We start from the raw sequence: 25417 nt of genomic DNA, 5'->3' as shown, positions 1-25417 counted from the left end.
GGCGCCGATTCCCCGCCGGGCGCCTCCTTTACCCCCAAGCGCCTGGCACAGAACAGGATCCTTAGATCGATGGCCACTTACGAAATCCTGATTGCCGATGACCACCCACTGTTCCGTGGCGCCCTGCGCCAGGCCGTTACCCTTGGCCTGGGCCCGGATGTACGCCTGGTCGAAGTCGCGAGCATTGCCGAACTGGAAACCCGCCTGAGCGAAAAAGCCGACTGGGACCTGGTGCTGCTGGACTTGAACATGCCGGGTGCCTACGGTTTTTCCGGGCTGGTGCTGTTGCGTGGGCAATACCCGCAGATCCCCGTGGTTATGGTTTCGGCGCAGGAAGAGGCCGCCGTGGTGGTCAAGTCCCGCGAGTTTGGCGCCAGTGGTTTCATTCCCAAATCCAGCCCCCTGGAAGTGATCCAGGATGCGGTGCGCAAGGTGCTCGATGGCGAGGTCTGGTGGCCGCCGCAGGCGTTCGAGAAGGTGGATGTCTCGGCCGAGGCCAAGGCCGCCAGCGAGGGCTTGGCCAGCCTCACGCCGCAGCAGTTCCGCGTACTGACCATGGTCTGCGAAGGCCTGCTGAACAAGCAGATCGCCTATGAGCTGAGCGTGTCGGAAGCGACCATCAAGGCCCACGTTACCGCGATCTTCCGCAAGCTGGGCGTGCGTACCCGGACCCAGGCCGCGCTGCTGCTGCAACAACTTGAATCGGTTGCCAGCAACTGACTGCGCGTGGCTTCACGCTTTTTTGACCCGAGCCGGTCTAGTCTGCTGGCCTTTCTGTTGTGAAGTGACTCACATGACATCGCCATTCAAAGGCCAGACCGGCCTCAAACGCATCTTCAACGCCGCCGGCTACTCGCTGGACGGCCTGCGCGCCGCCTTCAAGGGCGAGGCCGCATTCCGCCAGCTGGTGCTGCTCAACGTGCTGCTGATCCCGATAGCCTTCTGGCTGCCGGTCAGCCGTGCCGAGCGGGCAATCATGATCGCGGTGTGCCTGCTGGGGCTGATCGTCGAGCTGTTCAATTCGGCGGTAGAGGCGGCCATCGACCGCATTTCGCTGGAGCGCCACCCACTGTCGAAAAATGCCAAGGACATGGGCAGCGCCGCACAACTGGTGGCACTGACCATGGTGGCGCTGGTGTGGGGCGTGATCCTGCTTTAAGCGATTGGCGGCAACACAATTTCGTCACTGCGGGTAAAGCCCGCAGTGAAGTTGCGGCATAGCTCGAGAAACTCACGCATGGCCGACGTCTGGTATTTCTGTTTGTGCCAGATGAAGTAGAACTGGCGCATCAGGTCCAGTTCCGGGGTTTCCACGGGTACCAGGCTGCCACGGCGGAAGGCGTCACGCAGGGCCAGGCGTGAAATGCAACCGATACCCAGGCCCGACTCCACTGCGCGCTTGATCGCTTCGGTGTGCTCCAACTCCAGGCGGATATTGAGGTTGGCGCGGTGATGGCGCATGGCCTGATCGAAGGTCAGGCGTGTGCCTGAGCCTTGCTCGCGCAGGATCCACGCCTCTTGCGAAAGGTTGTCTATATCGGCACGGCCCAGCTTGGCCAGCGGATGCTGCGGCGCGCAGAACACCACCAGTTCGTCCTCGACCCACGGCTGCACTTCCAGGTCCGGGTGGTTGCAGTCGCCTTCGATTAGACCTAGATCAATTTCGTAGTGCGCTACCTGTTGCACGATATGCACAGTGTTCTGTACGTGCAGCTTTACCTGGCTTTCCGGGTGGGTCTGCATGAAGCTGCCAATCAGCAGGGTGGCCAGGTAGTTGCCGATGGTCAGCGTGGCGCCGACCGCCAGCGAACCGAAACCGGACTTGCCGTTGAGCAGGTCTTCGATTTCCTTGGCCTGGTCGAGCAGGGCCACCGCTTGTGGCAGCAGTTGATGGCCCAGGGCATTGAGGGCCAGGCGTTTGCCGGCACGGTCGAACAGTTGGCAGCTCGATTGCCGCTCCAGTTCGGTGATGGAGGTGCTGGCGGCCGACTGCGACAGCGACAGCAGGCTAGCGGCCCGAGAGACGCTTTGGTGCTGAGCGACGGCGACGAAGACTTGCAGTTGACGAAGTGTGAATCGCATATCGATATAACCGATAACACATATCTTGATAATCCAGTTAACAGATATTGTCGCTGCCCCTAAACTATCGCGCAACTGCGCGTTTTGCGCGCCGCGTTTTTCTTCAGGAGCCCCATCGATGAGCAACATGAACCACGAACGTGTCCTCAGTGTGCACCACTGGAACGACACCCTGTTCAGCTTCAAGTGCACCCGCGACCCGGGGCTGCGCTTCGAGAACGGTCAGTTCGTGATGATCGGCCTGCAGCAGGAAAGCGGCCGCCCGCTCATGCGTGCCTATTCCATCGCCTCGCCAAACTGGGAAGAGCACCTGGAATTCTTCAGCATCAAGGTGCCGGACGGCCCGCTGACCTCGCAGTTGCAGCACTTGAAGGAAGGCGATGAGATCATCATCAGCAAGAAGCCTACCGGTACCCTGGTGCTCGACGACCTGAACCCAGGCAAGCACCTGTACCTGCTGAGCACCGGTACTGGCCTGGCGCCGTTCATGAGCGTCATCCAGGACCCGGAAACCTACGAGCGCTTCGAAAAAGTCATCCTGGTGCACGGCGTGCGCTACGTGAACGAAGTGGCCTACCGCGAGTTCATCACCGAGCACCTGCCGCAGAACGAGTTCTTCGGTGAGTCGGTCCGCGAAAAGCTGATCTACTACCCGACCGTGACCCGCGAGCCGTTCGAAAACCAGGGCCGCCTGACCGACCTGATGCGCAGCGGCAAGCTGTTCAGTGACATCGGCCTGCCACCGATCAATCCGCAGGACGACCGCGCGATGATCTGCGGCAGCCCGAGCATGCTCGACGAGACCAGCGAAGTGCTGGACAGCTTCGGCCTGAAAGTCTCTGCCCGCATGCGCGAGCCGGGTGATTACCTGATCGAACGAGCCTTCGTCGAGAAGTAAGGCGCAGGCTGGTACAAGAAGGCGACCCTGGGGTCGCCTTTTTTATTGCTTCTGAGAAATGCGCTGTTTGTGGGGCGGTCGGTGTGCCTATTCGACGCGCGTCTCGCCGCTGTACACCAGAATCGCCCGGCACCGCTTGCACAGGTAGCGCCGCCCCTGGCGCACCAGCTTGTGCCGCTGCGCGGTAAACGGGAAATCACCCTGCGGGCACGGGCAACGGTAGATGTAGCGGGTCGTCGCGCGCCGTTGCACCTCATAGTTGTGGCAACGGTTGGGTGGCAGCTCGTACACCCCACGCATGATCAGTTGCCACTCCTCGCCATGGGCCTGGATGCTATCGCCGAACAGTTGGTGGGCCACCAGATGCGCCACTTCATGGGCCACGGTCTGGCGCAGGAAGTCTTCCTGGTTTTCACGGTAGAGCTGCAGGTTGAAGCGCAGCAGGTTTTCGTGCAGGTGGGCGACACCTGCTTTCTGCCCGCGCAGCTTGAAGCTGACTTCCGGGCGCGGGAAGGGGCGTTTGAAAAAGGTTTCGGCTTGCTGGTAACAGGTTTCGACGCGTTCTTTGAGCAGCTCGGGCATGGTGGGGCGGTTCTCCTGACCGGGCATTATGCCGCAAGCATCGGCGGCCTGCCGAGCCACCGGTCAGCGCACAGCCAGAGGCCGCCTTGCGGCGGCCCCTGGTTGATGCCCCAGTGTTGGTTGAGTCTGTTCTAGTTGGTGTAGACGGGCCCCACGCCCAGTCCCCAGATAATCACCGTGGCGGCCATGATCGCCACCAATACCACAAGGCCCACCGCCAGCACCGAGCTGGAGAACAGGAAGCCTTCGTCGGACGGTATGTTCATGAACGTCGGCAAGCCGACATACAGCAAATACACCGTGTAGCAGATGGCGGCAGTGCCGATCAGCATGCCCAGCCACAGGTGCGGGTACAGTGCCGCGAGGCCACCGATGAACAAGGGGGTGGCAGTGTAGGTGGCAAAGGCGATGCACTGAGCCATGGAAGGGTTGGCGTCGTAGGTGCGAGCCATCCAATGGATGAACGCGCCCATTACCGCCACCCCGGCGAGCATGGCCAGGTACGACATGATGCTCATCCAGATGGCGCTTTCCATGGTCAGCATCACTGCCGGCCGGTCGCCGATCACCCAGCCCACCTGGGTTGTGCCAATAAAGGCTGAAATGGCAGGGATTGCCGCCAGGATCAGGGTGTGCGTCAGGTACATGTGGCTGATGGTTTCTTCTTCGCCACGAATTTCCCGCCATTCCTGATCGGGATGGGTAAACAGCCCCACAACGTGATGAATCATGCCGATCACTCCTCTCAATGTTGCCAAACGCCCCCCAGATGGAGCGCAAGCGGCCCGAGGCCCGAACACCGATGCAAGCGGTAATGTGGCCTTATGTCGCAGTATAGGAAGCGGTTACCGGCACAAACCGTGCTTTTTAGAGCAAATTGCGCTGTAAGGCGTGCTGTTGATTACATTGAAGTCTTTATCGGAATGCCTACAGCGATGCCGCGTTTGTGCGTAAAATAGCCGGCTTTTGTCACACCTCGCGGATCCAAGCGCTATGGGCACCCTCTCGGTCAACCAGAACAAACTGCAAAAACGCCTGCGTCGTCTCGCCGGCGAAGCCATCACCGACTACAACATGATCGAGGATGGCGACAAGGTCATGGTCTGCCTGTCCGGCGGCAAGGACAGCTACACCATGCTCGACGTTCTGTTGCACCTGCAGAAGGTGGCGCCGATCAAGTTCGAGATCGTCGCGGTGAACATGGACCAGAAGCAGCCGGGCTTCCCCGAGCATGTGCTGCCGGCCTACCTCAAGGAGCTGGGCGTCGAGTACCACATCGTCGAGAAGGATACCTACTCGGTAGTCAAGGAGCTGGTGCCCGAGGGCAAGACCACCTGCTCGCTGTGTTCGCGCCTGCGCCGTGGCACCCTGTACACCTTCGCCGACGAAATCGGCGCGACCAAGATGGCGTTGGGGCACCACCGCGACGACATCGTCGAAACCTTCTTCCTCAACATGTTCTTCAACGGCGCGCTCAAGGGCATGCCGCCGAAGCTGCGCGCCGACGACGGCCGCAACGTGGTGATCCGGCCGCTGGCCTACTGCAGCGAGAAGGACATCCAGGCTTACTCGGACATGAAGGAATTCCCGATCATCCCGTGCAACCTGTGCGGCTCGCAGGAAAACCTGCAGCGCCAGGTGGTCAAGGACATGCTGGTGGAGTGGGAGCGCAAGCACCCGGGCCGTACCGAGAGTATCTTCCGGGCGCTGCAGAACGTGGCGCCATCGCAACTGGCCGACCGCAACCTGTTCGATTTCACCAGCCTGAAGATCGACGAAAACGCCACCCCGCGTTTTCTCGATGTGCTGAACATCTGAGCCTATGCGCGATTACCAGTGGCTGCACGAGTACTGCCTGAACCGCTTTGGCTCGGCCCAGGCCTTGGAGGCCTTTCTGCCGCAGCCGCGCACCCCGGCGCAATTGCGCGACATCAGTGACGACCGCTACCTGTCGACCCTGGCTTTGCGCGTGTTCCGCGCCGGGCTCAAGCACAGCCTGGTAGATGCCAAGTGGCCGGCGTTCGAGCAGGTGTTCTTCGGCTTCGACCCGGAAAAGGTAGTGCTGATGGGCGCCGAGCACCTGGAGCGGCTGATGCATGACGAGCGCATCATCCGCCACCTGGGCAAGCTCAAGAGCGTGCCGCGCAATGCGCAGATGATTCTCGACGTGGCCAAGGAAAAGGGCAGTTTCGGCGCGTTCATCGCCGACTGGCCGGTGACCGATATCGTCGGCTTGTGGAAGTACCTGGCCAAGCATGGCAACCAGTTGGGCGGGTTGTCGGCGCCGCGTTTTCTGCGCATGGTTGGCAAGGACACCTTCATCCCTACCGATGACATGGCGGCGGCGTTGATCGCGCAGAAGGTGATAGACAAGCAACCGACCAGCCAGCGTGACCTGGCCTTGGTGCAGCAGGCATTCAACCAGTGGCACGCAGAGAGCGGTCGGCCGCTGTGCCAGTTGTCGGTGATGCTGGCGCATACCGTCAACCATTGACGGGTGTGTTGGTTTCTTCGCGGGCAAGCCCGCGAAGCGTCTAACTGCCTTCGCCCGCCAGGCGCCGCTCATGCTGGAACTTCCAGCGCACATAGAGCAGCCCGGCAATGAACAGCCCCAGGCTCACCAGCACTTCAACCCAGCCAAATACCGCTCGCGCCGGGTCGAATGCCGCCAGCACGCCCTTGATGAAATAGATATTCACCACGAAGCAGGTCCAGGCATGTGCCCGGGCGCTGCCTGTCAGCATGCCTGGCAGCAGCAACAGCAACGGCACCAGTTCGATCGCCAGGATCACCTCGACCCGCGCACCATGCAGGTTGGCGAACCACAGGTTGTTCACCACCAGCAGGGCGATCAGGCCGAAGAAGAACGCCAGGCTCAACGCCCGCGTCAGGCGCAGGCGAGGTGCCAGCCATTCCAGCGGCGGCAACACCTTGGGCTTTTTAGCCACGCGCGGCCTCCAGGGCCTTGGCCGTGGTCGCCAGGCGTTGGCCCAAGGCGCGGCACAGGGCAATCTCGTGTTGGTCGAGTTCACGTTTGCCATCGGCACCGGCGTGGTGGCTGGCGCCGTAAGGGGTGCCGCCGCCACGGGTTTCGAGCAGCGCCGACTCGCTGTAGGGCAGCCCCATTACCAGCATGCCGTGGTGCATCAGTGGCAGCATCATCGACAGCAGGGTGGTTTCCTGGCCGCCGTGCAGGCTGGCGGTGGAGGTGAACACGCCCGCTGGCTTGCCGACCAGCTCACCGCCCAGCCACAGGCTGCTGGTGCCATCCAGGAAGTACTTCAGCGGCGCCGCCATGTTGCCGAAGCGGGTCGGGCTGCCCAGTACCAGGCCGGCGCAATGGCGCAGGTCGTCGAGGGTGGCGTACAGCGCGCCACTGGTTGGGATATCCGGGGCCACCGCTTCGCATTCGGTGGAAATCGCCGGCACCGTGCGCAAGCGTGCCTCCATGCCGGCCAGCTCGATGCCGCGAGCGATGTGCCGGGCCATTTCGCTGGTGGAACCATGGCGGCTGTAATACAGCACCAGGATGTAGGGCACGCTCACGGCAGGATCTCCAGCACTTTTTCCGGTGGGCGACCGACCACGGCCTTGTCACCGGCGACCAGAATCGGCCGTTCGATCAGCTTGGGGTGCTGGGCCATGGCTTCGATCAGTTGCGCGTCGGTCAGTGCCGGGTCGGCCAGGTTGAGCGCTTTGTATTCGTCCTCGCCGGTACGCAGCAATTGGCGTGGGGCGATGCCCAGCTTGCCGAGCAGGGCCTTGAGGGTGGCTGCGTCGGGCGGGGTTTCGAGGTAGCGCACGATGGTCGGTGCCAGGCCGCGGGCTTCGAGCAGTTCCAGCGCGCCGCGGGATTTCGAGCAGCGCGGGTTATGATAGAGCGTGAGGTCAGTCATGTCGGGTCGCATCCAGCTGGGTGTGGCGGCTATTCTAACCGCAGCGACTGACCAATTTGCTTTAAAACTCGAGAAGGATTGACCCATGGCAAGGCGTCTGGCAGCAGTACTGGCCATCACCGCGAGCCTGTTGCTCGGTGGTTGCGGTGCCGATTATGGCGTGGACCAACACGGTAATACGGTTAAGGCCGAACAGATCGAAGGGCACTGGCTGGTGCTCAATTACTGGGCTGAATGGTGCGGGCCGTGCCGTACCGAGATCCCGGAACTGAACGCAGCGGCCAAGCAGTGGGCGGCTGATGGCATCAAGGTGGTGGGGGTGAACTTCGATGGTTTGCAGGGGCAGGACTTGAAGCAGGCCGCTGAAACCCTGGGTATCGGTTTCACCGTGCTGGCCCAGGACCCGGCCGAGCGCTATGACCTGCCGCGCAGCGAGGCGCTGCCGGTGACCTACATCATCGATGACAAGGGCAAGGTGCGTGAGCAGTTGCTGGGCGAGCAGACGCTGGAAGGGCTGCAAGCCAAGATCAAGGCGCTGAAAGGCGCCTGATGCAGTTGGGGCCGCAAAGCGGCCCCATTGATTATCAGCCTTCTTCAGGCCAGAAGCGCAGCGGCTTGCCCTCGGCCGGCCAGAAGCGCATCTGCTCCACCGGCGATACGTCCCAACGCTCTACCGTTTCCAGCGCCTGCAGGAAGCGCTTTTCTTGCTCCATCAGCGCCGGTGCGCACAGCTTGCGGGTCTTGCCGACCTTGCCGAAGCTCAGGTGCTCGCCATCGAGCGTGTACGGTGCAAACCAGTGGTTGCAGCCGCCGTTGCCGTAGGCACGGCCGTCGCTGGCCAGGGTCAGGGTCAGGTGGCTGTAGTCCATCAGTGGTCGTTCGCCAATCCACTCCAACACATAGCTGCGCTCCTGCTGCAGCTTGGACGGTTCGGCGGCGCAGCCGAGCAGGCCGGTGGCAATCAGCGCGCCGGTCAGCAGGTTTTTCACGCGGCGCTCTCCTGGCAATGGGGGCACAGGTGTTTTTCGCCACGGCTGACCCAGCCCAGCTCGGCAATGCGCGCGCTGGCGGCAGGCTGGCGGGCTTTCTTGCCCAGTTTGGCATCTACCGCGAACTCGAAGTCCAGCACGGCGTCGCAGTTGTCGCACTCGACCTGCCAGGTGAGGATTTCCAGCTCGTTGAACACCGGGCCAGTAGCCACGGCAACCCATTGGCCGCGTGGGTTGATCAGGTGGCGTACGCTCTCCACGGTCAGGCGCATGGACAAGTCCTTGCTGCCCTTCAGGGTGACCAGCAGGGTGTCGCCTTTGTGCATCGAGCCGCCGTTGCCAGTGACCTGGTAGCGGCCCGGCACCAAGGCACGGCACTCGATCAGGGTGTGTTGCGGGTTGAAAAGGGTGTAGCGGAAATCGTGCTCGACCATGGGTCCTCCAGAAATGCCGCGTATCCTAGCACTAACCCATCACCAGATTCTGTGGATTGCCTGCCGCCCAGCGGTTGATGTTGTCCAGCGTGGTCTGGGCAATGGCATCCAGCGCCTCGCGGGTGAGGAAGGCCTGGTGGGCGGTGATGATCACGTTGGGGAAGGTCAGCAGGCGGGCCAGCACATCGTCCTGCAGTGGCAGGTCGGAGCGGTCCTCGAAGAACAGCTGGGCTTCTTCTTCGTAGACGTCCAGGCCCAGGTAGCCAAGCTGGCCGCTTTTCAGCGCGTCAATCAGCGCAGGGGTATCGACCAGCGCGCCGCGACCGGTGTTGACCAGCATGGCGCCGGGCTGCAACTGGGCCAGGCTTTGCGCATTGATCAGGTGGCGGGTGTGTTCGGTCAGCGGGCAGTGCAGGCTGATGATGCGGGCTTCGCGCAGCAGCTCGGGCAGGGGCAGGTAACGCGCGCCAAGGGCCAGCAGCTCTGGGTTGGGGTAGGGGTCGTAGGCCAGCAATTGGCAACCGAACCCTGCCATGATGCGGGCGAAGGCGGCGCCGATCTGGCCGGTGCCGACCACGCCCACGGTTTTGCCGTGCAGGTCGAAGCCGGTTAGCCCGTGCAGGGTGAAGTCACCTTCGCGGGTACGGTTGTAGGCTCTGTGCAGGCGCCGGTTGAGCGCCAGGATCAGCGCCACGGCGTGCTCGGCCACGGCGTGTGGCGAGTAGGCCGGCACGCGTACCACGGCCAGGCCCAGGCGCTGGGCGGCAGCCAGGTCTACGTGGTTGTAGCCGGCCGAGCGCAGGGCGATCAGCCGTGTGCCACCTGCGGCCAGGCGCTGCAGCACCGTGGCGTCGAGTTCGTCATTGATGAAGGCGCACACCACCTCAAAACCATCGGCCAGTGCGGCGGTGTCCAGGGTCAGGCGGGCGGGCTGGAAATGCAGCTCCAGCGACGTGCCGTTGGCAGCCTCGGTGAAGCTTTCTTGGTCGTAGTGCTGGCTGCTGAACAACAGGGCGCGCATGGTGGGGTTTCCTTTGTGGTGCATGTCTTGGGGTGGTGGTTGCCTGTATCAAGCCAGGCACTCAGGCGCTCAGCCGCGCCTGCGCAGCCAGCCGGCCGATCGCACTGTCCAGTTCATCCAGGGCCTGCTGCGCCTGCGGATTGTCCTGCTTCAACAACGTCTCGCTGCGCTGGCACGCTGCCCGCAACTGCGGCACGCCGCAATAGCGCGAGGCGCCGTTCAGACGGTGCACCTGCTCGATCAGCCCTTCGCGGTCATTGGCCTCGCGGGCAGCGCGTATGGCTTCGCGGTCGGCATCCAGCGAGGCCAGCAGCATGCTCAGCATGTCGGCCGCCAGGTCTGCCTTGCCAGCGGCCAGGCGCAGGCCCTCTTCCGGGTCGAGCACCTTCAGTTCATCGCCGTTGGCCGGCAACTCGGCCTGCGCCTGGTGCGGTGCACCGAGGCTCAGGCCGGTCCATTTCATCACCACCTGGGCCAGTTGCCGTTCGCTGATCGGTTTGGTCAGGTAGTCATCCATGCCGCCGTGCAGCAACGCGCGCTTTTCGTTGGCCATGGCATGGGCCGTGAGGGCGACGATCGGCAGCGGGTTGCCGCTTTGGGTGTTTTCCCACAGGCGGATCTGTTCGGTGCAGGCGCGGCCGTCCATGCCAGGCATCTGCACGTCCATCAGCACCAGGTCGAACGGCTCATCCTGCACGGCCTGTACCGCAGCATAACCATTGTCGACGGCCAGCACCTCAGCACCCAGGTCTTCGAGCAGGGTCTGCACCAGCAGCAGGTTGGCGGCATTGTCGTCGACGCAGAGTATTTTCGGCTGGCGCTGGCCGTTGACGTTGTTCACCTCGGCCAGCGGTCGACGCGGCTGCACCAGCTCCAGCAATAGGCGCCGCAGCTTGCGGGTGCAGGTGGGCTTGGACAGCAACTGGCCATGGCCGTTGGGCAGGTACGGGTGGTACAGCGCCTGCTCGGTGGTCGGGCACAGCACCACGCATTGGCAATGGTAACGCTCAAGCTGCTGGTGATAGTGGCCCAGTTGCTCGGGCGACAGGTTGCCCAGGTTGGCCCCGAGCACGGCGAACTCGAACGGCAGGCCGGCTTGGCTGGCGGCCTGCACCCCATGCAGCAATTGGTCGTAGGAGGCGAACAGGCTCACGCTGAGGCCGCAGTCTTCCAGCTGGTGCTCCAGCGCCTGGCGCGCCAGTTCGTGGCCATCGACAATGGCTGCGCGGCGGCCCAGTAGTGGCTGCAGCGGAAGCTCCTCGACATCGTCGTGAGCCTTGGGCAGGTTGAGGCTGATCCAGAACTGCGAACCTTCACCCGGAGTGCTGTCGACACCGATTTCGCCGCCCATCTGCTCGATCAGGCGCTTGGAAATCACCAGCCCCAGGCCAGTGCCACCCGGCTGCCGGGCCAGCGAGTTGTCGGCCTGGCTGAAGGCCTGGAACAGTGTGCGCACATCCTGCGGCGACAGGCCGATGCCGGTGTCCTGCACACTGATGCGCAGTTGCGCGTGGTCTTCGTGCTCGTCGTCGAGCATGGCGCGCACCACGATCGTGCCTTCGCGGGTGAACTTGATGGCGTTGCTGACCAGGTTGGTGAGGATCTGCTTGAGCCGCAACGGGTCGCCGATCAGCGAGGACGGCGTGTCGCGGTAGATCAGGCTGAGCAATTCCAACTGCTTGGCGTGGGCGGCCGGGGCAAGGATGGTCAGGGTGTCCTGGATCAGGTCGCGCAGGTTGAACGGAATGCTGTCGAGCACCAGCTTGCCGGCCTCGATCTTGGAGAAGTCGAGGATCTCGTTGATGATCCCCAGCAGGTTGTCGGCGGACTTCTCGATGGTGCTCAAGTAGTCCAGCTGGCGCGGCGTCATCTCGCTTTTTTGCAGCAAGTGGGTGAAGCCGAGGATGCCGTTGAGCGGGGTACGGATCTCGTGGCTCATGTTGGCCAGGAATTCTGACTTGATACGGCTGGCTTCAAGGGCTTCCTTGCGCGCCATATCAAGCTCGATGTTCTGGATTTCGATGGTTTCCAGGTTCTGGCGCACGTCCTCGGTGGCCTGATCGATGCTGTGCTGCAGTTCTTCGTGGGCGTTTTGCAGGGTTTCGGCCATGCGGTTGATACCGCGAGCCAGCTCGTCCAGCTCATGGCTGCCCATGGCCGGCAGGCGTTCTTCGAGGTGGCCGTCCTTGAGCTGGTTGACCGCGTGCTTGATGCGTTCGATGGGGTCGTTGATGGTGCGGCTCATGCGCAGCGCCAGCAGGCCGCTGAGGACCAGGCAGGCGAAGATCAGCAACAGGCTGGTGAACAGGTTGCGGTAGCCGCGCAGCAGCGTGCCGTCGTGCGACAGCTCGATCTCTACCCAGCCCAGCAGGCGCTCGGCTTCGGCCGGCACGGCATCGGTGGCCAGGTCGCGGTGGTGGCCGAACACCGGCATCAGGTAGCGGGTGGCGTCATTGCCACTGCGCTGCAGCAGTTGCGTGCCGGTCCCGCCGCTGGGTGGCAGGTTGAGCATGCTCGGGCCGGCGTGGGCCAGGCGCGTGCGGTCCGGGGCCAGGAAGGCGACGGCGCGCACATCGGCCTGCTCCAGGGTTTGTGCGGCAATGCGTTCCAGTTGCGCAGGCGCAAGCCGGGCCATGGCAGGTGCTGCCAGTGGCGCCAGTTGTTCGGCGATCATCTTGCCGCGCTGCAGCAACTGGGTGCGCAGGTCGTTCTGTTGCAGCCAGGTGAAGTAACTGCCCAGCACCAGGGCCATCAAGCCGGCCGGCAGCAGTGCCAGCAGCAGTACCCGGCTGCGAATTCCCAAACGATCGAGCACACTCGCCTCCTGTGATGTGCCTGGTAGCCGTCAGGTGGTGACGGTCAAGCCGCGAAGTTACTCCGCCTGCCGCACCATTGCACCTCTTTCAATAGCTGATTTGCAGCATTGCCGGGGCATTGGTCGCAGGGCGGTTGCCTGGCAGGCGGTGGATGCTCAATAATTGCACAATTGAGAATGCATGGCAGTTGCCAATGAATCCTGTAGCTATTCACAACTCCAATATCCTCGCCATCGAGGACGACCCGGTCCTGGGTGCCTATCTGCACGAAGAGCTGCAACGGGGTGGTTTTCAGGTCACCTGGTGCCGTAATGGCCTGGAGGGTTTGGAAACAGCGGGTCGCCAAATCTTCGATGTGGTGCTCATGGACATCCTGCTGCCGGGGCTCAATGGCCTGGATGCCCTGGCGCAATTGCGCAAGCGTAGCGCCACACCGGTGATCCTGATGTCGGCGCTGGGGGCCGAGGCCGACCGTATCAGCGGCTTTCAGCGAGGGGCCGACGATTACCTGCCCAAGCCGTTCAGCATGGCCGAGTTGCAGGTGCGCATCGAGGCGATTCTGCGCCGCGTGGCCCTTGAGCGGCGCTATCAAGCTCCATTGGAGCAGGCTGGCTGCGGTGAGCTGGAGTTCGATGAGGGGCTATGCGATGTGCGCCTGGATGGCCATCTGGCAGGCTTGACCCCCAGCGAGTTCCGGTTGTTGGACATCCTTAACCGCAACCTCGAAGAGGTCCTGAGCAAACCGTTTCTGTACCAGCAGGTGTTGCAGCGCGGCTATTCGCGGCATGACCGCAGCCTGGACATGCACGTCAGCCAGATCCGTCGCAAGCTCAAGGGTATCGGCTACCACGAACGACAGATACGCACCGTGTGGGGCAAGGGTTATGTGCTCAGCGCCAGCGAGGCGGAGTGAGCCATGCTGGATCGCCACTCGCTGTTCTGGAAACTCGCCATTTTGCTGGTGGGTTTCTGCCTGCTGATGATCGGCCTCAGTTACACCTGGGGCCGGCACATGGAAACCCAGAATGCCTTCCTATCGGAGCCGGCCCGGCAGGCATTGCGGGGCTACGCCGGCGAGGCTGAACAGGCCTGGCGCAGCGGTGGGCGGGCGGGGCTGGACCAGTGGGTGGCGGCGATGCATCAGCGTGAACGGGGCTGGGTGGGCGTGCTCGACATCAACCTGCGGCCGCTCGACAGCGCTACCCTCAACCCGCAGATCATGCAGCGGCTGACCCGCCTGCGCGGTGTCGACTGGCCGATGAGCCGGCGCAGCGTCGACCAGCCGTGGGTGCGCATACCCTTCCCGGGGGCGCCGGAGCAGGGCATGCTGGTGATCGAGCTGCCACAGCGGTTCAACCCGGACCAGTACCGCTTGCTGTGGCGCATTGTCACCAACGGCATCATCCCCGGTCTGTTCACCTTGTTGCTGTGCGTGGGCCTGTACCGGATGTTGATCGTGCCGCTGAACCAGCTGCGCGAGCAGGCCAATGCCTGGCGCGCCGATCAGCTGTCGGCACGCCTGGACTCGCGCACCATCGCCCGGCACGACGAGCTGGGCGAGCTGGCCCGTGCCTTCGACCAGATGGCCGAGCGGCTACAGGGCACGGTGGCCATGCAGCAGCAGTTGCTGCGCGACTTGTCCCACGAAATGCGCACGCCGCTGAGCCGGTTGCGGGTCGCTTGCGACGGCGAAACCGACCTGCAACGCCTGCGTGAGCGCCTGACCCGTGAGGTGGACTGCATGCAGCAGCTGGTGGAGGGCACCCTGCAGTTGGCCTGGCAGGACGCCGAACGTGCGCCGATGAACCTGGAACCGATCGAAGTGCACGCGCTTTGGGAGCTGCTGGCTGAGAATGCCTGCTATGAAAGCGGCTGGTCGCCTGCCCGCTTGCGCTGCGAAGTGCCGGCCGACTGCTGGGTGCAGGGCAACCTCAACCACCTGGCCCAGGCGCTGGAGAACATGCTGCGCAATGCCATCCGCCATTCACCGGCCGAGGGTGTCGTGCGGTTGGGCGGGCAGCGTGAGGGTAGCTATTGGTGGTTGTGGCTGGAGGATGAGGGCGGCGGGGTGGCCGAAGAAGACCTGGAGAGGATCTTCGCGCCGTTCTCGCGGCTGGATGGCTCGCGACCGGGGGATGGTGGTTTTGGCCTGGGGCTGAGCATTGCCCGCAGCGCCATCCAGCGCCAGGGTGGGACCTTGTGGGCGCAGAATGGCAAGCATGGGTTGCGGCTGTGGATGCGTTTGCCGTCACATGTATCGGCCTCTTCGCGGGTACCACATTTCACCTGAAGGCAGCCCAATCCCTGTGGGCGCGGGTTTACCCGCGAAAAGGCTGGCACAGGTCGCAGCTTATAGCTTATAGCTTGTAGCTATATGCACCACAGATTGCGTGATATGGCCACGGAGGGTTTGCCGGTATGATAGGCGCCCCTGCCGTCCGGATTGTGAAATACGCCATGACCTTGCAGTACCCAACCATCGCCGATTGCGTCGGCAATACGCCCCTGGTTCGCCTGCAGCGCATTGCTGGTGAAACCAGCAACACCCTCCTGCTCAAGCTCGAAGGTAACAATCCTGCCGGCTCGGTGAAGGACCGCCCGGCGCTGTCGATGATCACCCGCGCCGAACTGCGTGGGCAGATCAAGCCTGGCGACACCCTGATCGAAGCCACATCCGGTAACACCGGCATCGCCCTGGCGATGGCGGCGGCGATCAAGGGCTACAAGATGATCCTGATCATGCCCGACAACTCCACTGCCGAGCGCAAGGCCGCCATGACCGCCTATGGCGCCGAGCTGATCCTGGTGACCAAGGAGGAGGGCATGGAAGGCGCCCGCGACCTGGCCGAGAAGCTGCAGGCCGAAGGTCGTGGCCTGGTGCTCGATCAGTTCGCCAACGGCGACAACCCAATTGCCCACTACAACAGCACCGGGCCCGAGATCTGGCAGCAGACCCAGGGCAGCATTACCCATTTCGTCAGCTCCATGGGCACCACCGGCACCATCATGGGCTGCTCGCAGTACCTCAAGGAGCAAAACCCGGCGGTGCAGATCATCGGCCTGCAACCGATGGAAGGCTCGGCCATTCCAGGTATCCGCCGCTGGCCCGAGGAATACCTGCCAAAGATCTTCGACGCCACCCGCGTCGACCGTGTGGTCGACATGTCGCAGCAGGAAGCCGAAGACACCACCCGTCGCCTTGCCCGTGAAGAGGGCATTTTCTGCGGTGTGTCCTCCGGTGGTGCGGTCGCTGCCATGCTGCGCCTGTCCCGCGAAGTGGAAAATGCCGTGATGGTCGCGATCATCTGCGACCGTGGCGACCGTTACCTGTCCACCGGCCTGTTTGACCCGAGCTAAATGTCCAAGAAAAAAACCAACAGTGGCCTGCGCTTCCAGCCGACCGGCGGCAACCGCAGCGCCCAGATTCCCGTAGGCAAGAAACAACGCCTGGACATCGAGCGCCTGGCCGGTGACGGCCGTGGCATCGCGTTCCACGAAGGGCGCACTTGGTTCGTCAGTGGTGCCCTGGCCGGCGAGGCCGTGGAGGCGCGCGTGCTCAATGCCCGTGGCAAAGTGGTCGAGGCCCGCCTCGAGCGTTTGCTGCAGGCAAGCCCCGAGCGCCGTGAGGCGCCGTGCCGCTACTACGACCGCTGTGGTGGCTGCAACCTGCAGCATCTGCCGCACCAAGCGCAGCTGGCGCTCAAGCAGCGCACCCTGGCTGAGCAACTGCAGCGGGTAGCCGGCGTGCAGCCCGAGGAATGGGCCGCCCCCTTGAGCGGGCCGGAATTCGGCTACCGGCGCCGGGCTCGCGTGGCCGTACGCTGGGACATCAAGGCGCGTCAACTGGAGGTAGGCTTCCGTGCCGAAGCCAGCCAGGACATCATTGCCATCGATGATTGCGCTGTGCTGGTACAGCCCTTGCAGTCGATTCTGCGGCACTTGCCGACGGTGCTGCGCTCGTTGAACAAACCGCAGGCGCTAGGCCATGTGGAGCTATTCAGCGGCACTGCCGAGGCGGTGCTGGTGCGCCACGTGGCGCCGCTACCGGCCGAGGACCTGGCCAGGCTGCAGGCGTTCTGCGAGCAGGCCAATGCCCAGCTGTGGTTGCAAGGCGAAGGTGAGCCGGCACCCGTGGACCCGGCCGCGCAACTGGGCTTTGCCCTGGCGCCCTGGCAGCTGGAACTGGCCTGGCGCCCTGGCGACTTCGTGCAAGTGAATGCCCAGGTCAACACGGCCATGATCGAGCAGGCCTTGGCCTGGCTCGCACCACAGGCCGACGAGCGCGTGCTGGACCTGTTCTGTGGCCTGGGCAACTTCGCCCTGCCGCTGGCCCGCCAGGCGCGCGAGGTGGTGGCAGTAGAAGGTGTGCAGGCCATGGTCGATCGGGCAGCAGCCAATGCCCGGAACAACAATGTGCATAACGCACGGTTTTTTCAGGCCGATTTATCGCAGCCTTTGGCAGGCACCGGATGGGCCGCCGAGGGCTTTTCTGCGGTACTCTTGGATCCACCGCGCGACGGTGCTTTCGAGGTGGTGCAAGGCATCGCCCGCCTCAAGGCCAGCAGGCTGGTCTATGTATCGTGCAACCCGGCCACGCTGGCGCGAGACGCCCAGGTGCTGGTCGGTCAGGGGTACCGGTTAAAAAGGGCCGGGATTCTCGACATGTTTCCTCAGACGGCGCATGTCGAGGCCATGGCGTTATTCGAAGCGGGCTAGCTGACTGGCCCCTTGGTGCGGTTGCCATGGAATGGCGGCCGCACGGTGATCGCCAGCGCACCCGCGTGGTGCGCTGTATGGAAAGGTATAACAAAGATGGTACAGGTGAGAGTGCACCAGCCGGTCAACACTGACGGCAGTATCAATCTCGAAGCATGGTTGGACCATGTGGTAAGCGTCGATTCGGCACTGGATCGCGCAGCGCTGAAAGAAGCCTGCGAGTTTGCTCATGAAGTAGAGAAAAAGGGCAACCCGGCCAAGCATTCCTGGGCGGACGGTACGTCGAGCTTCCAGGCGGGCCTGGAAATCGCCGAAATTCTCGCCGATCTCAAGCTCGACCAGGATTCCCTGGTGGCAGCGGTCATCTACCGCTCGGTGCGCGAGGGCAAAGTTACCCTGGCCGAAGTCAGCCAGCGTTTTGGCCCGGTCGTGTCCAAGCTGATCGACGGCGTGCTGCGCATGGCCGCTATCAGTGCCAGCCTCAGCCCACGCCAGTCGCTGGTACTGGGCTCGCAGGCGCAGGTCGAGAACCTGCGCAAGATGCTCGTGGCCATGGTCGACGACGTGCGGGTGGCATTGATCAAGCTGGCCGAACGCACCTGCGCAATCCGTGCGGTCAAGGCCGCCGACGACGAAAAACGCCTGCGCGTCGCGCGTGAGGTGTTCGACATCTATGCACCGCTTGCGCACCGCCTGGGTATCGGCCACATCAAGTGGGAGCTGGAAGACCTGTCCTTCCGCTACCTCGAACCCGACCAGTACAAACAGATCGCCAAGCTGTTGCACGAGCGCCGGTTGGACCGCGAGCGCTTCATCAGCGACGTGATGAACCAACTGCAGAACGAGCTGCTGGCCACCGGTGTGAACGCCGACATCAGCGGCCGGGCGAAACATATCTATTCGATCTGGCGCAAGATGCAGCGCAAAGGCCTGGAATTCAGCCAGATCTACGACGTGCGTGCAGTGCGTGTGCTGGTGCCGGAAATTCGCGACTGCTACACCGCGTTGGGTATCGTGCATACCTTGTGGCGGCACATTCCCAAGGAGTTCGACGACTACATCGCCAACCCCAAGGAGAACGGCTACCGCTCGCTGCACACAGCGGTAATCGGCCCCGAGGGCAAGGTGCTGGAGGTGCAGATCCGTACCCACGGCATGCACGAAGAAGCCGAGCTTGGGGTGTGCGCCCACTGGCGCTACAAGGGCACCGACGTCAAGCCCAGCTCCAACCACTATGAAGAGAAGATCTCCTGGCTGCGTCAGGTGCTGGAATGGCATGAAGAGCTGGGCGACATCGGTGGCCTGGCCGAGCAGTTGCGGGTCGACATCGAGCCCGACCGGGTCTATGTGTTCACCCCTGACGGCCACGCCATCGACCTGCCCAAGGGCGCCACGCCACTGGACTTCGCCTACCGCGTGCATACCGAGATCGGCCACAACTGCCGGGGCGCGAAGATCAACGGCCGTATCGTGCCGCTGAACTACAGCCTGCAAACCGGCGAGCAGGTGGAGATCATCACCAGCAAGCATGGCAACCCCAGCCGTGACTGGTTGAACTCCAACCTGGGCTACGTCACCACCTCGCGAGCGCGGGCCAAGATCGTCCACTGGTTCAAGCTGCAGGCGCGCGACCAGAACGTCGCTGCCGGCAAGACCTTGCTCGAGCGCGAGCTCAGCCGCCTGGGCCTGCCGCAAGTGGACTTCGAACGCCTGGCCGAGAAGACCAACGTCAAGACCGCCGAGGACATGTTCGCCTCGCTCGGTGCTGGCGACCTGCGCCTGGCGCACCTGGTCAATGCCGCCCAGCAGTTGCTGGAGCCCGAGCGCATCGAGCAGATCGAGCTGGTGCCGCGCAAGCCAACCGGGCCTCGTACCGGCAAGCGTGGCGACATCCAGATCCAGGGTGTCGGCAACCTGCTGACGCAGATGGCTGGTTGCTGCCAGCCGCTGCCGGGCGATGCCATCGTCGGCTACATCACCCAGGGCCGTGGCGTGAGCATTCACCGCCAGGACTGCGCCTCGGTGCTGCAACTGGCAGGCAAGGAGCCGGAGCGCATGATCCAAGTGAGCTGGGGGCCGATCCCGGTGCAGACCTACCCGGTCGACATCGTCATCCGTGCCTACGACCGCCCGGGCCTGCTGCGCGACGTGTCGCAGGTGCTGTTGAACGAAAAGATCAACGTATTGGCGGTGAACACCCGCTCGAACAAGGAAGACAACACCGCGCTGATGTCGCTGACCATCGAGATTCCAGGCCTGGACGCGCTGGGTCGCCTGCTGGGGCGGATCTCGCAGCTGCCGAACATCATCGAGACGCGGCGTAATCGTACCCCTTGAGACTGCGTCGCCTGCTTCGCGGGTTCGCCCGCGAAGAAGCCACCGCCGAAGGACCTGTTTACATGACCTACACCCTCGAAGACCTGCTGCACCTCATGGCCCGTCTGCGCGACCCGCAGTACGGCTGCCCATGGGACCTGAAGCAGAACTACGCGAGTATTGTCCCGCACACCATCGAAGAAGCCTACGAGGTCGCTGACACCATCGAGCGGGGCGATTTCGAGCACCTGCAAGGTGAGCTGGGCGACTTGCTGTTCCAGGTGGTCTATTACAGCCAGCTGGCCCGGGAGGAGGGGCGTTTTGAGTTCGCGGGCGTGGTCGACAGCATCACCCGCAAGCTCATCCGCCGCCACCCGCATGTATTCCCCACCGGCGAGCTGTACGCGCCGGTGGATACCCCCAGCTTGAGCGAGGCCCAGGTCAAGTCGCGTTGGGAAGAAATCAAGGCCGAAGAGCGCGCGGAAAAAGCCCAGCCCGAACAGCTGTCGCTGCTCGACGACGTGCCGGCAGCCTTGCCGGCGCTGTCGCGGGCAGCCAAACTGCAAAAACGCGCGGCCACGGTCGGTTTCGATTGGCCGGCGGCATTGCCGGTGCTGGACAAAGTCCGTGAAGAGCTGGATGAGGTGCTGCAGGCCATGGCTGATGGCGATGCCGATGCCCTGGAAGATGAAGTGGGTGACTTGCTGTTCGCCGCGGTCAACCTGGCTCGCCACCTCAAGCACGACCCGGAAAACGCCCTGCGCCGCGCCAATCGCAAGTTCGAGCGACGCTTCCGTTTTATCGAACAGGCATTGCGCGACAGTGGCCGCCCCATTGAAGATTGTAACCTTGACGAGCTGGACGCCCTTTGGGGTGAGGCCAAACGTCAGGAAAAGAACCTGCCCAGCTGCGGCTGAGCTGTTGCATAAGTGAGTGAACATTCATGAGCCTTTCCCTTCGCGACCAATTGCTCAAAGCCGGTCTGGTCAACCAGAAACAGGTCTCGCAGACCAACAAAGCTGAAAAGAAACAGAAGCGCATGGAGCACAAAGGCCAGGTCGAAGTCGACGACAGCCAGCAGCGCATAGCCAAGGAAGCCATGGCCGAAAAGGTCAAGCGCGACCAGGAGCTGAATCGCCAGCAGCAGGAAAAGGCCGAGCAGAAGGCCCGTGCCGCGCAGGTCAAGCAACTGATCGAAGCCACCCGCCTGCCCAAGCTGAACACTGAGGACTACTACAACTTCGTCGACGACAAGAAGGTCAAGCGTATTGCGGTCAACGCCTTGATGCGAACCAAGCTGAGCAACGGCGCGCTTGCCGTGGTCGCCCATGCCGGCGGTTACGAGATCATTCCTCGTGAGGCGGCGGTGAAAATCCAGGAGCGCGACCCAAGCCGTATCCTGTTGCTCAATACCCATGTCGAGGAAGCGGACGAAGATGACCCGTACGCGGCCTACAAGATCCCTGATGATCTGATGTGGTAAAAACGAAAAACCCCGCCTTGGCGGGGTTTTCCATTTGAAGACTGGGTCATTGCGTGGTGCGCTGGTTTTCCAGGTCTTCCAGCTCTACACGGTATTGGTGTGCTTCATGCTCATTATGGAACATGCCCACCAGCTGGCCTTGTTGGTGCACATCCCAGATCCGCACGCCAGCGGCCAGGCCTTCGTGGGACATTTTCGATTCGTCGCGTTCGGTTACTTGGACAGTCATCGGTAAACTCCACTTCTTCAGATGGCTGCGACAGTGTGTCGCACACCCTCTTTATAGAGTTTGTTAGCAGGCTAAGTAAATAAAACGGGCATGAAACAAGTTTCATGAAAGCCAGAGCGCTCCCACAAGGGTTGCTTTCGGCCGGGCATGAAAAAGCCCCGCACTGGGCGGGGCTTCGGGTACAGCAGGCGGCGCTGGCTCAGTTACCCTTCACCGACTTGCCATCCACCGTGCCATCTTGCAGCACGATCACATATTCCTTGCCATCGGTTTCTACCTGGCGCAGTTGCACCAGCAGGTAGTCCCAGTTCTTGGCGAACCACAGCTCGGTGATGCGCTTGCTCTGGCTTGGATCACGCACACGCTCGACCTTGACCGCATCGACCTGGCCGGTCTTGGTTGTGACCTTTTCGGTGCCCAGCACGCGGAAGTCGTAGGTGTCGATCTCGTCACCGTCAACCACCTGGTAAGTCATGCTCTTCTTGCCGGCGGCCACGTCATGCTGCAGGGCCAGCTGGTAGGACGACTTGTCCAGCACGCCGCGGTTCAGCGGCAGGCTCACGGCATCGCCACGGTCGCTGCCGGTGACCTTCTTGGCGCTCCAGTCGAAGTTCAGGTCGACCTTCTTGGCCTTGCCCAGGCCGCCGCGCTCGAAGTGATACTTCTGCGGCAGTAGGGTGTCGTTTTCCAGGCGCAGGGTGCTTTGCTCGGTCAGGCTGGCGATCATCATGGAGGCCTTGAAATTAAGGTCCCAGGTACCGTTGGCATTTTTGACCAGGCTGCGCTCGGCGGTACCGCTCATGGGCAGCTGCTTCCAGTCGGCGGTGTAGCTGGCCGAGAAGGGCTTCAGATCAGCTGCCTGGAGGGGCAGGGCGAGCACGGCGAGAGCCAAGAGCAGGGCGCGACGCATAAATTCTCCTAGGATCGAATCAAGTGACCGCTGGCCGCCAGTGGCTGGCCGTCCAGTAATGCGCCCTGTTCGCCAAGACGCAAGCGCCCTTCAGCGAACCAGCGCACCGCCAGCGGGTAGATCAGGTGTTCCTGACGGTGTACCCGTTGGGCCAGGCTTTCGACGGTGTCGTCAGACGCCACCGGTACCACAGCCTGTACGACCAGTGGGCCGCCATCGAGTTCCTCAGTCACGAAGTGTACGCTGCAGCCATGCTCGGCGTCGCCTGCTTCCAGCGCCCGGCGGTGGGTATGCAGGCCCTTGTACTTGGGCAGCAACGACGGGTGGATGTTGAGCAGGCGGCCCTGATAGTGGCGCACGAAGCCGCCGCTGAGGATGCGCATGAAGCCGGCCAGCACCACCAGGTCCGGCGCAAAGCCGTCGATGCGCGCCATCAAGGCGGCATCGAAAGCTTCACGGCCGTCGAACTGGGTGTGGTCAAGCACGGCACCTTCGATGCCCGCTGCCGTGGCGCGTTGCAGGCCGTAGGCATCGGCGCGGTTGGAAACCACCGCACGGATGCGCACCGGGCTGTCCTGGCCTTGGCAGCTGTCGATCAGGGCTTGCAGGTTGCTGCCGGAGCCCGACAGCAGTACCACTACATTGCAGGTCTTGCTCGGCATCAGTGTGCCTTGAGGTTCTGCAGCTCGACCTGGGCGGCGCCTTCGGCGGCTTCGGCGATGTGGCCGATCACCCATGGCTGTTCACCGGCGGCGCGCAGTTCGTTCAGGGCCGCTTCGACCTGGTCCTGGGCGACGCAGATGACCATGCCCACGCCGCAGTTCAGCACACGGTGCATTTCGTGCTCGTCGACGTTGCCTTTTTCCTGCAGGAAGTCGAATACCGCAGGGCGCTGCCAGCTGGCCACGTCAACCACGGCCTGGGCGTTTTTCGGCAGCACGCGCGGGATGTTGTCCAACAGGCCGCCACCGGTGATGTGGGCCATGGCCTTGACTGCGCCAGTGTTCTTGATCAGTTGCAGCAGCGGCTTGACGTAGATGCGGGTCGGCGCCATCAGCAGGTCGGTCAGCGGCTTGCCGTCCAGCTGGGTGTTTTCGATGTCGGTAGCCGACACTTCGAGGATCTTGCGGATCAGCGAGTAGCCGTTGGAGTGCGGGCCCGAGGACGGCAGAGCGATCAGTGCGTCGCCAGTGGCAACCTTGGAGCCATCGATGATTTCGGCCTTTTCCACCACGCCGACGCAGAAACCGGCCAGGTCGTAGTCTTCGCCTTCGTACATGCCAGGCATTTCGGCGGTTTCACCACCGACCAGCGAGCAGCCGGCCAGTTCGCAACCGGCGCCAATGCCGGTGACCACGGTGGCAGCCACGTCAACGTTCAGCTTGCCAGTGGCGTAGTAGTCCAGGAAGAACAGCGGCTCGGCGCCGCATACCACCAGGTCGTTGACGCACATGGCGACCAGGTCCTGGCCAATGCTGTCGTGCTTGTTCAGGTTCAATGCCAGGCGCAGCTTGGTGCCGACGCCGTCGGTGCCGGAGACCAGCACCGGCTGCTTGTAGCCAGCCGGGATCTCGCAAAGGGCGCCGAAGCCACCCAGGCCACCCATGACTTCAGGGCGTGCGGTGCGTTTTGCCACGCCCTTGATGCGTTCGACCAGTGCTTCGCCGGCGTCGATGTCTACACCGGCGTCCTTGTAGCTCAGGGAGGGTTGCTTGCTCATTGATCCAGGCCTTTAGGAGGGAGGGATTCTTAAAAACGACCATGACGGCCAAGGCCGGCGGGTAAGCGGCGGCTGCCTGAAACGTCAGTGGTCTGTGAAGGCGCGCGATTTTATCAGGGTTGCCGGGCAGCGGCCATCCTCAGGCCGACGGGCAGGGCGGTAAATTGTTGAAAAAGGGCCGAGGGTGGTTGATGCGGTTGCATGTGTATAAGCTGCAAGTAGCGAGCTTCATGCTCGACTGGACAGGAATCCTCCATGCGTTTGTTCAATATTCTGGCAGCCGGTTGCCTGGCGCTGATCTCGGCCACAGCCGTGGCTGAAAATGTCTCAGGCCTTTATCAGGTACGCGAGCCGGTGACCGGGCAGGGTGCCGAAGCCCGTACAGCAGCCACCGTCAACGCCCTCGACACGCTGGTGCTACGCCTGACCGGCGATCCAAAGGCCGTACAAAGCCCGGCATTGGCCGAGCTGCGTAAGGACCCACAGCAAATCATCAATCAAGTGGGCAGCGAAGCCGGCCCGCCCGAGTCGGTGGTGGTCGAGTTCGACCCCGGCAGCACCGAGCGTGCTTTGCGCAAGGCTGGCCTGGCCCTGTGGGGCAGTAACCGGCCCTCGATCCTGGGGTGGTGGCTGAACGACAGCGTCGAAGGCAGCAACCTGGTCGGTGATGGCCAGGCGACTGCCCAGCCCCTGCGTCGCGCCGCCCAGCACCGTGGCCTGCCGTTGCGCTTGCCGCTGGGCGACCTGCAGGAGCAACTGGTCGCCAATGCCAAGCAGATCGAAGGCAGCGATCCGGCGCCGCTGCGCGAAGCCTCAGAACGCTATGGCGCCGATGCATTGCTGGCGGTACATGCCCAGGAGGCCGACGGCAAGTGGCAGGCTAAGTGGCGGCTGTGGCTGGGCGACCAGCGTGAGCAGGGGAGTGCCGAGGGCGCGGACCAGGCAGCTCTTGCCGATGCGGTGATGCTGGCGGTAAGCAGCCGCCTGGCGCCGCGCTACGTCACCCGGCCGGGCGCCAGCAGCCAAATGCAAGTGCAAGTGCAGGGCATGAACCTGCATCGCTACGCCGAGCTGGCCCGTGTACTGGAGCCGTATGGCCCTCGTTTGCAAATGGCCGAAGGCACTACCCTGACCTACGGGGTGACTGGCAATCGTGAGCAGCTGCGCGCCCAGCTTGGCCTGGCCAAGCTGCAGGAAATGCCGGCAGAGCAGGCGCCGGTAGTGCCTGCTACGCCAGCGCCAGCCGCCGATGCCGTCGCCGGGCAGCCCGCGCCCGCGCAGCCTGCGCCCAAGCCGTTCGACGGCCTGCGTTTTCGCTGGTAAGG

General features: G+C 63.1%; 28 protein-coding genes. 14 read left to right on the top strand and 14 right to left on the bottom strand.

Annotated elements, in window-relative coordinates:
* Window positions 1–69 precede the first annotated feature (69 nt).
* Both erdR and Q9451_RS24440 read left to right on the top strand, forming a co-directional pair.
* Window positions 70–720: a response regulator transcription factor ErdR gene (gene erdR / locus Q9451_RS24445; protein WP_012270921.1), complete on the top strand. Its 651-nt coding sequence runs from the start codon at window positions 70–72 to the stop codon at window positions 718–720.
* Window positions 721–793: 73 nt separating this feature from the next.
* Window positions 794–1159 carry a diacylglycerol kinase gene (locus tag Q9451_RS24440; protein WP_010952700.1) on the top strand — a complete coding sequence of 122 codons (366 nt, stop codon included), beginning with the start codon at window positions 794–796 and terminating at the stop codon, window positions 1157–1159.
* Here Q9451_RS24440 and finR read toward each other — a convergent pair.
* Window positions 1156–2082, bottom strand: a complete 927-nt coding sequence (finR, locus tag Q9451_RS24435; protein ID WP_012270922.1) for a LysR family transcriptional regulator FinR — start codon at window positions 2080–2082, stop codon at window positions 1156–1158. The two genes, Q9451_RS24440 and finR, sit on opposite strands and share 4 nt — an antisense overlap.
* Window positions 2083–2200: 118 nt before the next feature.
* On the opposite strand from finR, the gene fpr reads away from it, so the two are divergent.
* Window positions 2201–2980, top strand: a complete 780-nt coding sequence (gene fpr / locus Q9451_RS24430; protein WP_012270923.1) for a ferredoxin-NADP reductase — start codon at window positions 2201–2203, stop codon at window positions 2978–2980.
* 87 nt (window positions 2981–3067) lie between these two features.
* Here the strand turns inward: fpr and Q9451_RS24425 are convergent, their stop codons facing one another.
* Together Q9451_RS24425 and Q9451_RS24420 are read right to left on the bottom strand one after the other, a co-directional pair.
* Window positions 3068–3562 carry a SprT family zinc-dependent metalloprotease gene (locus tag Q9451_RS24425; RefSeq protein WP_012270924.1) on the bottom strand — a complete coding sequence of 165 codons (495 nt, stop codon included), beginning with the start codon at window positions 3560–3562 and terminating at the stop codon, window positions 3068–3070.
* Window positions 3563–3693: 131 nt separating this feature from the next.
* Complete coding sequence (locus Q9451_RS24420) at window positions 3694–4293, bottom strand: Yip1 family protein (protein ID WP_012270925.1); 600 nt, start codon at window positions 4291–4293, stop codon at window positions 3694–3696.
* 262 nt (window positions 4294–4555) lie between these two features.
* On the opposite strand from Q9451_RS24420, the gene ttcA reads away from it, so the two are divergent.
* Window positions 4556–5380, top strand: coding sequence for a tRNA 2-thiocytidine(32) synthetase TtcA (ttcA, locus tag Q9451_RS24415; protein ID WP_012270926.1), 825 nt, complete (start codon window positions 4556–4558; stop codon window positions 5378–5380).
* A gap of 4 nt (window positions 5381–5384) precedes the next feature.
* Window positions 5385–6056 carry a DNA-3-methyladenine glycosylase I gene (locus tag Q9451_RS24410; protein ID WP_012270927.1) on the top strand — a complete coding sequence of 224 codons (672 nt, stop codon included), beginning with the start codon at window positions 5385–5387 and terminating at the stop codon, window positions 6054–6056.
* 40 nt (window positions 6057–6096) lie between these two features.
* Here the strand turns inward: Q9451_RS24410 and Q9451_RS24405 are convergent, their stop codons facing one another.
* The 3 genes from Q9451_RS24405 to arsC are packed head-to-tail and all read right to left on the bottom strand — an operon-like array spanning window position 6097 to window position 7458.
* Window positions 6097–6510, bottom strand: coding sequence for a DUF2069 domain-containing protein (locus tag Q9451_RS24405; protein WP_041166404.1), 414 nt, complete (start codon window positions 6508–6510; stop codon window positions 6097–6099).
* A complete protein-coding gene (gene wrbA / locus Q9451_RS24400; RefSeq protein WP_012270929.1) occupies window positions 6503–7108 on the bottom strand; it encodes an NAD(P)H:quinone oxidoreductase in 606 nt (201 codons plus the stop codon). Before wrbA ends, Q9451_RS24405 begins: the two co-directional genes overlap by 8 nt.
* A complete protein-coding gene (gene arsC / locus Q9451_RS24395) occupies window positions 7105–7458 on the bottom strand; it encodes an arsenate reductase (glutaredoxin) (RefSeq protein WP_041166405.1) in 354 nt (117 codons plus the stop codon). Before arsC ends, wrbA begins: the two co-directional genes overlap by 4 nt.
* An 85-nt stretch (window positions 7459–7543) precedes the next feature.
* On the opposite strand from arsC, the gene Q9451_RS24390 reads away from it, so the two are divergent.
* Window positions 7544–8008 (top strand): TlpA disulfide reductase family protein, encoded by a 465-nt coding sequence (locus tag Q9451_RS24390; RefSeq protein ID WP_012270931.1) that lies wholly within the window; start codon window positions 7544–7546, stop codon window positions 8006–8008.
* Window positions 8009–8042: 34 nt separating this feature from the next.
* On the opposite strand, the gene Q9451_RS24385 is transcribed toward Q9451_RS24390, so the two are convergent.
* The 4 genes from Q9451_RS24385 to Q9451_RS24370 all read right to left on the bottom strand — a co-directional run bounded on the left by Q9451_RS24385 (window position 8043) and on the right by Q9451_RS24370 (window position 12717).
* Entirely contained in the window at window positions 8043–8447 is a 405-nt protein-coding gene (locus Q9451_RS24385) for an META domain-containing protein (RefSeq protein WP_012270932.1), read from the bottom strand.
* Window positions 8444–8881 (bottom strand): hypothetical protein, encoded by a 438-nt coding sequence (locus tag Q9451_RS24380; protein WP_012270933.1) that lies wholly within the window; start codon window positions 8879–8881, stop codon window positions 8444–8446. The genes Q9451_RS24385 and Q9451_RS24380 overlap by 4 nt, the downstream gene beginning before the upstream one ends.
* 31 nt (window positions 8882–8912) lie before the next feature.
* On the bottom strand, window positions 8913–9902 hold the full coding sequence (locus Q9451_RS24375; protein ID WP_012270934.1) for a 2-hydroxyacid dehydrogenase: 990 nt from the start codon (window positions 9900–9902) through the stop codon (window positions 8913–8915).
* 61 nt (window positions 9903–9963) lie between these two features.
* Window positions 9964–12717 (bottom strand): response regulator, encoded by a 2754-nt coding sequence (locus Q9451_RS24370; protein WP_012270935.1) that lies wholly within the window; start codon window positions 12715–12717, stop codon window positions 9964–9966.
* Window positions 12718–12911: 194 nt separating this feature from the next.
* On the opposite strand from Q9451_RS24370, the gene Q9451_RS24365 reads away from it, so the two are divergent.
* The 7 genes from Q9451_RS24365 to Q9451_RS24335 all read left to right on the top strand — a co-directional run bounded on the left by Q9451_RS24365 (window position 12912) and on the right by Q9451_RS24335 (window position 21233).
* Entirely contained in the window at window positions 12912–13631 is a 720-nt protein-coding gene (locus tag Q9451_RS24365) for a response regulator transcription factor (protein ID WP_041166406.1), read from the top strand.
* 3 nt (window positions 13632–13634) lie between these two features.
* Window positions 13635–15008, top strand: coding sequence for a sensor histidine kinase (locus Q9451_RS24360; RefSeq protein WP_012270937.1), 1374 nt, complete (start codon window positions 13635–13637; stop codon window positions 15006–15008).
* Window positions 15009–15175: 167 nt separating this feature from the next.
* A complete protein-coding gene (gene cysM / locus Q9451_RS24355; protein WP_024717686.1) occupies window positions 15176–16075 on the top strand; it encodes a cysteine synthase CysM in 900 nt (299 codons plus the stop codon).
* A complete protein-coding gene (gene rlmD, locus Q9451_RS24350; RefSeq protein ID WP_012270939.1) occupies window positions 16076–17434 on the top strand; it encodes a 23S rRNA (uracil(1939)-C(5))-methyltransferase RlmD in 1359 nt (452 codons plus the stop codon).
* 96 nt (window positions 17435–17530) lie between these two features.
* A complete protein-coding gene (relA, locus tag Q9451_RS24345) occupies window positions 17531–19771 on the top strand; it encodes a GTP diphosphokinase (RefSeq protein ID WP_012270940.1) in 2241 nt (746 codons plus the stop codon).
* A gap of 62 nt (window positions 19772–19833) precedes the next feature.
* The gene (gene mazG / locus Q9451_RS24340; protein ID WP_012270941.1) at window positions 19834–20667 is read left to right on the top strand and encodes a nucleoside triphosphate pyrophosphohydrolase; all 834 of its coding nucleotides are present in this window, start codon (window positions 19834–19836) and stop codon (window positions 20665–20667) included.
* 26 nt (window positions 20668–20693) lie between these two features.
* Window positions 20694–21233 (top strand): DUF2058 domain-containing protein, encoded by a 540-nt coding sequence (locus Q9451_RS24335; protein ID WP_012270942.1) that lies wholly within the window; start codon window positions 20694–20696, stop codon window positions 21231–21233.
* 46 nt (window positions 21234–21279) lie between these two features.
* On the opposite strand, the gene Q9451_RS24330 is transcribed toward Q9451_RS24335, so the two are convergent.
* The 4 genes from Q9451_RS24330 to purM all read right to left on the bottom strand — a co-directional run bounded on the left by Q9451_RS24330 (window position 21280) and on the right by purM (window position 24092).
* Window positions 21280–21462, bottom strand: coding sequence for a hypothetical protein (locus Q9451_RS24330; protein WP_012270943.1), 183 nt, complete (start codon window positions 21460–21462; stop codon window positions 21280–21282).
* Between the two features lie 199 nt (window positions 21463–21661).
* Window positions 21662–22372, bottom strand: a complete 711-nt coding sequence (locus Q9451_RS24325) for a DUF3108 domain-containing protein (RefSeq protein WP_012270944.1) — start codon at window positions 22370–22372, stop codon at window positions 21662–21664.
* Window positions 22373–22380: 8 nt separating this feature from the next.
* Window positions 22381–23034 carry a phosphoribosylglycinamide formyltransferase gene (gene purN / locus Q9451_RS24320; RefSeq protein ID WP_012270945.1) on the bottom strand — a complete coding sequence of 218 codons (654 nt, stop codon included), beginning with the start codon at window positions 23032–23034 and terminating at the stop codon, window positions 22381–22383.
* The gene (purM, locus tag Q9451_RS24315) at window positions 23034–24092 is read right to left on the bottom strand and encodes a phosphoribosylformylglycinamidine cyclo-ligase (RefSeq protein WP_003252437.1); all 1059 of its coding nucleotides are present in this window, start codon (window positions 24090–24092) and stop codon (window positions 23034–23036) included. The genes purN and purM overlap by 1 nt, the downstream gene beginning before the upstream one ends.
* Before the next feature lie 255 nt (window positions 24093–24347).
* On the opposite strand from purM, the gene Q9451_RS24310 reads away from it, so the two are divergent.
* Entirely contained in the window at window positions 24348–25415 is a 1068-nt protein-coding gene (locus Q9451_RS24310; protein ID WP_012270946.1) for a DUF2066 domain-containing protein, read from the top strand.
* The last annotated feature ends 2 nt before the right edge of the window (window positions 25416–25417 follow it).

Source organism: Pseudomonas sp. NY8896, from assembly GCF_039634505.1.
The sequence above is the reverse complement of the archived record's forward strand: the minus strand, read 5'-3'. Positions and strand labels throughout refer to the sequence as shown.